Origin of the sequence: Synechococcus sp. M16CYN (assembly GCF_040371545.1) — a bacterium.
In the GTDB taxonomy this organism is placed as follows: Bacteria; Cyanobacteriota; Cyanobacteriia; order PCC-6307; family Cyanobiaceae; genus Parasynechococcus.
Genome location: NZ_AP029048.1, coordinates 1,930,402 through 1,940,073, shown reverse-complemented (window position 1 = coordinate 1,940,073; position 9,672 = coordinate 1,930,402). Strand labels below are relative to the sequence as shown.

5 protein-coding genes, 2 tRNA genes, 3 rRNA genes and 1 pseudogene are annotated in these 9,672 nt (G+C 48.2%); 6 read left to right on the top strand and 5 right to left on the bottom strand.

Annotated features, from left to right (window positions below):
- Window positions 1-593: 593 nt before the first annotated feature.
- The 5 genes from ABWV55_RS09325 to rrf all read left to right on the top strand — a co-directional run bounded on the left by ABWV55_RS09325 (window position 594) and on the right by rrf (window position 5,927).
- A 16S ribosomal RNA gene (locus ABWV55_RS09325) occupies window positions 594-2,079 on the top strand.
- Between the two features lie 187 nt (window positions 2,080-2,266).
- Window positions 2,267-2,340 (top strand) — tRNA-Ile (locus tag ABWV55_RS09320).
- A 10-nt stretch (window positions 2,341-2,350) separates the two neighbouring features.
- A tRNA-Ala gene (locus tag ABWV55_RS09315) sits at window positions 2,351-2,423 on the top strand.
- A 413-nt stretch (window positions 2,424-2,836) separates the two neighbouring features.
- Window positions 2,837-5,704: ribosomal RNA gene (locus ABWV55_RS09310) — 23S ribosomal RNA — on the top strand.
- A 106-nt stretch (window positions 5,705-5,810) separates the two neighbouring features.
- A 5S ribosomal RNA gene (gene rrf / locus ABWV55_RS09305) occupies window positions 5,811-5,927 on the top strand.
- Together the 16S, 23S and 5S rRNA genes with 2 tRNA genes alongside form the textbook arrangement of a ribosomal RNA operon.
- Before the next feature lie 66 nt (window positions 5,928-5,993).
- Here the strand turns inward: rrf and ABWV55_RS09300 are convergent.
- A pseudogene (locus ABWV55_RS09300) lies at window positions 5,994-6,092 on the bottom strand (zinc finger domain-containing protein); the annotation flags it as partial.
- Between the two features lie 22 nt (window positions 6,093-6,114).
- Here ABWV55_RS09300 and ABWV55_RS09295 point away from each other — a divergent pair.
- A complete protein-coding gene (locus tag ABWV55_RS09295; protein WP_353291761.1) occupies window positions 6,115-6,462 on the top strand; it encodes a hypothetical protein in 348 nt (115 codons plus the stop codon).
- A gap of 800 nt (window positions 6,463-7,262) precedes the next feature.
- On the opposite strand, the gene ABWV55_RS09290 is transcribed toward ABWV55_RS09295, so the two are convergent.
- The 4 genes from ABWV55_RS09290 to ABWV55_RS09275 all read right to left on the bottom strand — a co-directional run bounded on the left by ABWV55_RS09290 (window position 7,263) and on the right by ABWV55_RS09275 (window position 9,665).
- Complete coding sequence (locus ABWV55_RS09290; RefSeq protein ID WP_353291760.1) at window positions 7,263-7,520, bottom strand: hypothetical protein; 258 nt, start codon at window positions 7,518-7,520, stop codon at window positions 7,263-7,265.
- Between the two features lie 38 nt (window positions 7,521-7,558).
- Window positions 7,559-7,699, bottom strand: a complete 141-nt coding sequence (locus ABWV55_RS09285) for a chlorophyll a/b-binding protein (protein WP_353291759.1) — start codon at window positions 7,697-7,699, stop codon at window positions 7,559-7,561.
- Between the two features lie 1,302 nt (window positions 7,700-9,001).
- Window positions 9,002-9,385 carry a hypothetical protein gene (locus tag ABWV55_RS09280; RefSeq protein WP_353291758.1) on the bottom strand — a complete coding sequence of 128 codons (384 nt, stop codon included), beginning with the start codon at window positions 9,383-9,385 and terminating at the stop codon, window positions 9,002-9,004.
- A gap of 34 nt (window positions 9,386-9,419) precedes the next feature.
- On the bottom strand, window positions 9,420-9,665 hold the full coding sequence (locus tag ABWV55_RS09275) for a DUF2973 domain-containing protein (RefSeq protein ID WP_353292741.1): 246 nt from the start codon (window positions 9,663-9,665) through the stop codon (window positions 9,420-9,422).
- Window positions 9,666-9,672: the final 7 nt, after the last annotated feature.

The following is a 9,672-nucleotide window of genomic DNA, read 5'->3' as shown; positions in this document are numbered from 1 at the left end:
TTACCCCTTGCGGATGGGGAACGAGTGGTGTTATACTACAGGCTTGCGCGGGACCGAAAGGCAAGCGCATGAAAAAGACCAAGAGCACTAGATGACGAAAGCCTGAAGGTGTTTTGAGGTCGGCTTACTAAGCTGAGCAGGGAGTGATCCCGTGATGTTGTAAGCTTCGGAAGTGGTTGCTTGCGACCACTTTGATCAACCGTTTACTTCCGAAAAGGACAGAAGCGTTAGTTGATCGCACCTAGACAACCGAAGTTTAGAAACCAGCGTTTTCATCGTGTCTAATTCTGAGTTTTGCCATAGAGCAAAATTAAGAGAGCGATGAAAGCGTGAAGTCCCGTCAAAAGTTTTTAGTTGCATAAAATACTGTGTATGTAGCCAAGAAGTCTTCACGAAACCTATTGGTTACCAATATACTCGGTATGTAAAGAAAGCAACGACCGGATCTGAGATCCTGGAAAGTCACAAAGAGAAATCTAAAGTGCACTCTTAAGAACCCCTCTCTGCATAACAGAGAAGGTTGCATCAGCTGTAATCAATGAGATGCAGATGAAGCAAGTCAAGTTGCGGCGAAAGCCAAAAGGATTTGATCTACAACGGAGAGTTTGATCCTGGCTCAGGATGAACGCTGGCGGCGTGCCTAACACATGCAAGTCGAACGAACCTTCGGGTTAGTGGCGGACGGGTGAGTAACGCGTGAGAATCTGCCCTCAGGAGGGGGATAACGGTTGGAAACGGCCGCTAATACCCCATGTGCCGCGAGGTGAAATGAATTTCGCCTGAGGATGAGCTCGCGTCTGATTAGCTAGTTGGTGTAGGTAATAGCTCACCAAGGCATCGATCAGTAGCTGGTCTGAGAGGATGATCAGCCACACTGGGACTGAGACACGGCCCAGACTCCTACGGGAGGCAGCAGTGGGGAATTTTCCGCAATGGGCGCAAGCCTGACGGAGCAACGCCGCGTGAGGGATGAAGGCCTCTGGGCTGTAAACCTCTTTTATCAAGGAAGAAGATCTGACAGTACTTGATGAATAAGCCACGGCTAATTCCGTGCCAGCAGCCGCGGTAATACGGGAGTGGCAAGCGTTATCCGGAATTATTGGGCGTAAAGCGTCCGCAGGCGGCTCTTCAAGTCTGCTGTTAAAAAGTGGAGCTTAACTCCATCATGGCAGTGGAAACTGTTGAGCTTGAGTGTGGTAGGGGCAGAGGGAATTCCCGGTGTAGCGGTGAAATGCGTAGATATCGGGAAGAACACCAGTGGCGAAGGCGCTTTGCTGGGCCATTACTGACGCTCATGGACGAAAGCCAGGGGAGCGAAAGGGATTAGATACCCCTGTAGTCCTGGCCGTAAACGATGAACACTAGGTGTCGGGGGAATCGACCCCTTCGGTGTCGTAGCCAACGCGTTAAGTGTTCCGCCTGGGGAGTACGCACGCAAGTGTGAAACTCAAAGGAATTGACGGGGGCCCGCACAAGCGGTGGAGTATGTGGTTTAATTCGATGCAACGCGAAGAACCTTACCAGGGTTTGACATCCTGCGAATCTCTTGGAAACGGGAGAGTGCCCTCGGGAACGCAGTGACAGGTGGTGCATGGCTGTCGTCAGCTCGTGTCGTGAGATGTTGGGTTAAGTCCCGCAACGAGCGCAACCCACGTCTTTAGTTGCCAGCATTGAGTTGGGCACTCTAGAGAGACCGCCGGTGATAAACCGGAGGAAGGTGTGGATGACGTCAAGTCATCATGCCCCTTACATCCTGGGCTACACACGTACTACAATGCTACGGACAAAGGGCAGCGAGTTCGCGAGTACAAGCAAATCCCGTAAACCGTAGCTCAGTTCAGATCGTAGGCTGTAACTCGCCTACGTGAAGTAGGAATCGCTAGTAATCGCAGGTCAGCATACTGCGGTGAATACGTTCCCGGGCCTTGTACACACCGCCCGTCACACCATGGAAGTTGGCCATGCCCGAAGCCGTTACTCCAACCCTTGTGGAGGAGGACGTCGAAGGTGGGGCTGATGACTGGGGTGAAGTCGTAACAAGGTATCCGTACCGGAAGGTGCGGATGGATCACCTCCTAAACAGGGAGACAAAACAGCAGTTTTGATGTCTAAGTACTTTTATTCTTTAGGCCAAAACCTTGTCACCTTAGGTCGATCGGTACTTCAAGATTCATTTCGGTCATCTATGAGAAATCATTGAAAAGCTGGGAAGAATATCTGGTTTCTAAACTTGTCTAGGTCACGCCCCGCAAGAGAAAAGTATCCTGGGCCATTAGCTCAGGTGGTTAGAGCGCACCCCTGATAAGGGTGAGGTCCCTGGTTCAAGTCCAGGATGGCCCATTCGGTATTGGGGGGTTTAGCTCAGTTGGTAGAGCGCCTGCTTTGCAAGCAGGATGTCAGGAGTTCGAGTCTCCTAACCTCCACTGCCCAGCAACTTGGAGGATCAATTTAAGTGAGTAAGTGAGCGTGATCTGGATATTTCCGTTAGATAAGATCCTAGCTTCTTATCATTCCAAAAGAAAGATTAACTTCAAACTTTGGTTGGTAAGACGCTAGGCTCCTTAAGCTAGTCGAAAGACTAGCTTGATAGTCTGGCAGAACCTTGACAACTGCATAGGTAAGTCTGAACAACAAAGCATCTTACAGATGTATTGTTCTGGGTTTGAGTTACCGTGAGGGACTCAGATTTAGAGCAGTAAAGATTCTTTTGCACAAGAGCCGAGTCTTTTGAGTGTTTTCTTGGTTTGTATTGAGCGAATCAAGTCTCACTTTGTTTTTAGTGATAAAAACTTATGAGTCTGCTTTTAGCAGCATTAAACACTTAAGAGATTGAATTGGTCAAGCTACAAAGGGCTCACGGTGGATACCTTGGCACACAGAGGCGATGAAGGACGTGGTTACCTGCGATAAGTCTCGGGGAGCTGGAAGCACGCTTAGATCCGGGAATTTCCGAATGGGGCAACCCTTAGTACGGTCAACTGAATTCATAGGTTGATACGAGCCAACCCAGCGAACTGAAACATCTTAGTAGCTGGAGGAGAGGAAAGTAAAAACGACTCCCTAAGTAGCGGCGAGCGAACGGGGAAGAGCCTAAACCGATGGTTTCGACCATCGGGGTTGTGGGACAGCGACATGTATTAGTGATGTTAGGAGAAGTGTTTGAATGGCACGCCACAGAGGGTGAAAGCCCCGTAACCGAAAACTAAACTGAGCTAGCTGTATCCCGAGTAGCACGGAGCACGTGGAATTCCGTGTGAATCCGCGAGGACCACCTCGCAAGGCTAAGTACTACTGTGTGACCGATAGCGAAACAGTACCGCGAGGGAAAGGTGAAAAGAACCCCGGGAGGGGAGTGAAATAGAACATGAAACCGTGAGCCTACAAGCAATGGGAGCCCTACTCATAGGGTGACCGTGTGCCTGTTGAAGAATGAGCCGGCGACTTATAGGCACTGGCTGGTTAAACCGGATATGGTGGAGCCTCAGCGAAAGCGAGTCTGAATAGGGCGTTTGTCAGTGTTTATAGACCCGAACCCGGGTGATCTAACCATGGCCAGGATGAAGCTTGGGTGATACCAAGTGGAGGTCCGAACCGACTGACGTTGAAAAGTCAGCGGATGAGCTGTGGTTAGGGGTGAAATGCCAATCGAACCCGGAGCTAGCTGGTTCTCCCCGAAATACGTTGAGGCGTAGCGTCTCGTGCTCCAGCAGGGGGGTAAAGCCACCATTTCGGTGCGGGCTGCGAGAGCGGTACCAAATCGAGATGAACTCTGAATACCCTGTGTGTAGCGAGGCAGTCAGACTGTGGGGGATAAGCTCCATGGTCGAGAGGGAAACAGCCCAGACCGCCAGCGAAGGTCCCCAAATCAACACTAAGTGATAAAGGAGGTGGGATTGCATAGACAACCAGGAGGTTTGCCTAGAAGCAGCCATCCTCAAAGGAGTGCGTAATAGCTCACTGGTCGAGCGATCCTGCGCCGAAAATGAACGGGGCTAAGTGTTGTACCGCAGCTGCGGATTTTTATGGTAGGGGAGCGTTCTGTGTGGGGCGAAGCACTAGCGTGAGCGGGTGTGGACTGCACAGAAGTGAGAATGTCGGCTTGAGTAGCGAAAACATGGGTGAGAATCCCATGCACCGAAACCCTAAGGGTTCCTCCGGCAGGCTCGTCCGCGGAGGGTTAGTCTGGACCTAAGGCGAGGCCGAAAGGCGTAGTCGATGGACGACAGGTCAACATTCCTGTACCGGTTGTGCTTTGGGAAGAGGGACGAAGGAGGCTAGCCAAGCCAGATTCTGGTTCCTGGTTTAAGCGTTCAAGGCGTTGAAGAGCGGTGAAAACGTTCTGAGCTAAGGCGTGAGTACGAGCTGCTACGGCAGCGAAGTTGGTGACGTCAAACTTCCAAGAAAAGCTCTATACCCGTTAAGGCATAGCTGCCAGTACCCGAAACCGACACAGGTGGGGTGGTAGAGAATACCGAGGTGCGCGAGGTAACTCTCTCTAAGGAACTCGGCAAAATGGCCCCGTAACTTCGGGAGAAGGGGTGCCATCGTAAGGTGGTCGCAGTGAAGAGGCCCTGGCGACTGTTTACCAAAAACACAGGTCTCCGCTAAGTCGCAAGACGATGTATGGGGGCTGACGCCTGCCCAGTGCCGGAAGGTTAAGGAAGCCGGTCAGCGTAAGCAAAGCTGGTGACCGAAGCCCCGGTGAACGGCGGCCGTAACTATAACGGTCCTAAGGTAGCGAAATTCCTTGTCGGGTAAGTTCCGACCCGCACGAAAGGCGTAACGATCAGGGCGCTGTCTCGGAGAGAGGCTCGGCGAAATAGAATTGTCTGTGAAGATGCGGACTACATACACCTGGACAGAAAGACCCTATGAAGCTTTACTGCAGCTTGGTATTGGGCCCGGGCTCTGAATGCGCAGGATAGGTGGGAGACGTTGATCTCGTGCTTGTGGGTACGAGGGAGTCAATGGTGAGATACCACTCTTTCAGAGCTAGGGTTCTAACGTTCACCCGTTATCCGGGGAGCGAACAGTATCAGGTGGGCAGTTTGACTGGGGCGGTCGCCTCCTAAAAGGTAACGGAGGCGCGCAAAGGTTCCCTCAAGCTGGTTGGAAATCAGCTGACGAGTGCAAAGGCAGAAGGGAGCTTGACTGTGAGACCTACAAGTCGAACAGGGACGAAAGTCGGCCTTAGTGATCCGACGGTTCTGAGTGGAAGGGCCGTCGCTCAACGGATAAAAGTTACTCTAGGGATAACAGGCTGATCTCCCCCAAGAGTTCACATCGACGGGGAGGTTTGGCACCTCGATGTCGGCTCATCGCAACCTGGGGCTGAAGTAGGTCCCAAGGGTTGGGCTGTTCGCCCATTAAAGCGGTACGCGAGCTGGGTTCAGAACGTCGTGAGACAGTTCGGTCCATATCCGGTGTATGCGTAGGAACATTGAGAGGATTTCTCCCTAGTACGAGAGGACCGGGAGGAACGCACCTCTGGTGTGCCAGTTATCGTGCCAACGGTAGACGCTGGGTAGCCATGTGTGGAGTGGATAACCGCTGAAAGCATCTAAGTGGGAAGCCCACCTCAAGATGAGTGTTCCCATGGGGTAACCCAGTAAGGTCACGGGAAGAACACCCGTTGATAGGCTCTACGTGGAAGTCTAGTAATAGATGCAGCGGAGGAGTACTAATAGACCGAGGGCTTGACCAATATTTTGGTACTTGTCTGAAGATAATTTTTTGTTTGATTCAGATGTACAATGTAAATTGTAATCCTATGCAGTTCTTAGGGCTCGCTCTCTAAAGAATGTATCTATCCTGGTGTTCATAGCGATGTGGAACCACTTCGATCCATCTCGAACTCGGTTGTGAAACGCATAAGCGGCGACGATATTTGGGGGGCAGCCCCCCGAGAAAATAGCTCAATGCCAGGTTAAAACACTCTTTTTATTAATTAAATTATTTTTATCCAAGTTTATTAGAAATCTTATCTTCTGTAATCACTGTTGACAGTCTGGGCACCAGTGAGTGCTGCGGCCTGATAACTTTCCTCGGCAAATGAGAGCTCCGCAGCGTTGACAAGGCTGTCCTCCGCGCTTTAATGGCTTAACTAATTGCAAAATGAACCGTTTTCCTCTGCTCGTCTGGTTTGCAATTATGCTGCTTTTACTAGCGCCTACAGCAGTCGGTCGTGTCTTACTTGGTTTGGCAGGTAATTTAGTGCTAGCTACACTTTTTCTGCCACTTCTGTTAGGTGGGATCGGATGGTTGGGATGGAAAGTGCTTCGGTTACAGATAAAAATATGTCCGACATGTGGGTCTGTTGGATTTAAAAACAGTGGGCTATGTGCTACATGTGGTGCTGCTTACAACGTAGAGAGAATAGGCTCTCGTCCCTCTGATGTCCAAACACCCGCAAGCGATATCATTATCGACGTAGCTGCTCAGGATATAGATTCAAGTTCTTAAGATTAATGTGTTTTAAGAAGAACAGAAAAAAAGAGTGTGCCACAGGTAAATGCGAAACTAAAACTGAGGCAGGATCGTTGGTCACCACTCTTTGATTGTTGTTTTAGATCTCCTATACAAATCTGTAGTAGAGTAAGTATTAAATAAATTTGGCTTAGATTTTCACGCATAGCTAAATTAAGAGAAATTTTTGAGATATATAAGGCAATTAGCATGAATTAGATAGTAGATTACTCAACGAATCCAACTAAGGATTCGCAGCGTTTGAAAGTCACTTCACCATGTAAAAGCTAACTTTATAACTCTACATAATAGCATTGTGTCGTTTTGCAGTTTGGCTAGGATAGAAAGAAGGAAGGGTTTGTGCTACTTCCCTTTCCTTATAAATAAATCTGGTAATGTTATTTGTCGCCAAGTTTTGTGATTTGACTTTGTTTTACTGCTGAATTAAATAATCAGTTTGTTGCTTATTTACCACCTTTACCTAGTTGACTGCGATCCCTATATCTCTTCTGCCAAGATAGAGCCGAATTTAAACCAGTGATTGGTTGGAAAAAGCACTAAGTAAATTCTTTTTCTCCTGATGGAATTCGTTGTACAGTCGTTTTAGGTGCAATTCTAGATGACAATCCAAAGATGAAGCTACCAGGGGGGCTGCGTGGCTAGGAGGTCTTTGCTAGTTGCACTAACAACGATCCCTTGCTCTTCCAGGCTCTGACAAGATTTGCTCAAATCGACTCAGAGTTGCGCCGAAGCTTGGGCGAATATCAAAGGCTTGACTTAATTGGGGCGGAACATGATCAATTATTTAGGTTGTGGTAGGCAAAGCCCCAGTACAGAGAAACCAAAGCGCTGATCGATGCAACCACCACCCCCCATTGTCTTTGGTTCTGTGTGATGGCAATGGTGAAAACCACTAGAGCGCTGCTGATTAACCGCGATCCGTCGCGTCGATTTTTGATATAGAGAGGGGCCAAGTTAATAGCTATCAGTTGGCCCACCCACTGTGGATCATCAAGATGATGGTTAGGGCAGACGTTAAGAAACCCCTTCGGCATGCCGAAGGGGTTTCCATGACCAATAATGGTTAATTGTGTCAGCCGAGGCCAATTTGAGTCAGAATGCCCTGGCCGGTCAGCAACTCAGTGCCCAGACCGATGACGAAACCGAGCATTGCAAGACGACCGTTCCAAGTTTCAGCGAAGCTGACGAAACCAAAGCGTGCGTTTTCAGACATGGAACAAAACCAACTGGATAGTAGTAATGTAACAAAGCTTGGAGTTTTATTGCAAGTCATGTTGACCATAAAATCTATGACTTGTTTTATCGCCCCTTTGTTATTGGAGTTTTTCTGCGCCAACACTGTTGGTCATCCGGTTTAGAGCTTTGGGCTTAAGGGTGTTTGTTAGCTAACGCTTCCTTGATTTTTCAGCTCAGTTCGACAAGCTACTTTTTTTGGCAACGAGTACAGTTACCTGAAATTAAGTCCTTACGTCATTATGTAGCTTGTTGTTCACAGAGGGTTCAGTGCGGTGACTTAAAAATCAATTCAGTTGGCGACACCTAGAGTGGCTCGGATTGTTCTACAGAGTCTTCTTCATCAAAAACGCTCTGGAAAGATAACTATGGCCTTAGCATCCCAATAAGCAGAGCCTGAACCAACTCCTAATGCCAGTCAACAGAAAGCATATGTTTCGAGATGGCAAACAAAGGGAACTTAGTATGATGGCTTCCAAGCGAGCCGTTTCCGCAATCATCGACTGAGCGAATTCCAAAGCAGCGCCCTGGTTAGAATCTTTCACCTTTTTAAGAATCGTAAAAAGTTCAACATCATTCTTTGCACCGTTCAGTATTTGATGTGTTTAGGGTCTACGACCCGGCACCAAATAATCTTAGCTAAGAGCAACATTTGCTTATAGTTGTTGTTGTGACTTGGCTAAGCTACTCCTGTAGCGACTATTGCGGGAGATGCGCGGATCCAACGGAGCCGCTTCTACCGTGGAAAACAAACCTAAAATAAGCCCACCAAAGCGATTAATGGGTTGGTATTAAAGACAGCGGCTAAGTTAATAAAGGTTTCTTTAGGTTAAGTTTAGAATCAAAGCATAAGTATTAAGCATCGAATATACAGAGAAATTTGTAACTGAGTTTTTATAAAATACGATGTCTCTCACTTTTCCTATATATAGGAAAGTTGGGGAAAAACAGCCTGCAAACCTGTTAAATCAAAAATTAAAGATTCAGCATAGTGACTAAATTTGGCCCAAGCAGATAGGAAATATGACGTTTACTATGAGGGTGGGCCGGCCTAATTTCAATGATCGGATCTTGATCCCTGAAATTAGGCCCAACTAGACTAGTATTACATTGGTAAGGGGAAGAGGATTTGTCCTTAGGGAATAAATCAACTATTCAAGAATTAGCTAAATTATCTCGTGATGTATCAGTAATAAGAAGTTGAGAAAAGCAAGTATTAAAAGTTCCGATAACGAATCGAAAGTTGCCTCAATACTTCACTTGGGAGCTAAGCCGACCGCATTCAGCGTATGTGGCGAGTTCCGTCGACTGGATGATAATCATCTCCAGTCAATTCTTCAAATACGATCGCTGGAAGTCCGGTCTCGAACATGGTTTGTAAGGCTTCCTTGAGATAGGGGTTCCAGCCACCAGTACTGACACGACCATGCCGTACGGTCCAATCCCAAGTTCCTTTTAGATCACGTGGAATTCTACCCTCTCGATCACGCCTTGCTACCAAATCTAGAGATTCAACGAGACCGACCATAACAGGAGCCTTCCCGTACGCGGGTGTGAGGCTCAACTCCAGGCGCACTGGATTTTCTTTGACTAGTCGTAATCGGAACCTTGGAGGCAACTTTATAAGTTTTACCACCGTAGCCACAATGCGCGTTCTTTGATCCACTGGAGCTGCCCCTGTCGAAACATGGTCGCCTAATTTATTCAGTTCTGGGCCCAGAGATTTCGGTTTGATTTTCATCATCGCCGCTAAATCTAATGGTAAGTAGGTCTTCTCTTGTGATCTGGCCATCACTATCTAACAACTCTGGATGTACGGTAATGCGACCAGTTCGGTCAGTCGGTTCACTAACAGCTCGGAATCCTTTGCCCATCACACGAAAAGCTTGCCAAAGTAAAGCCATAAGTATTATACCATAGATAAGGGGAAACAGAGCGCTGAGCATGGTGCGG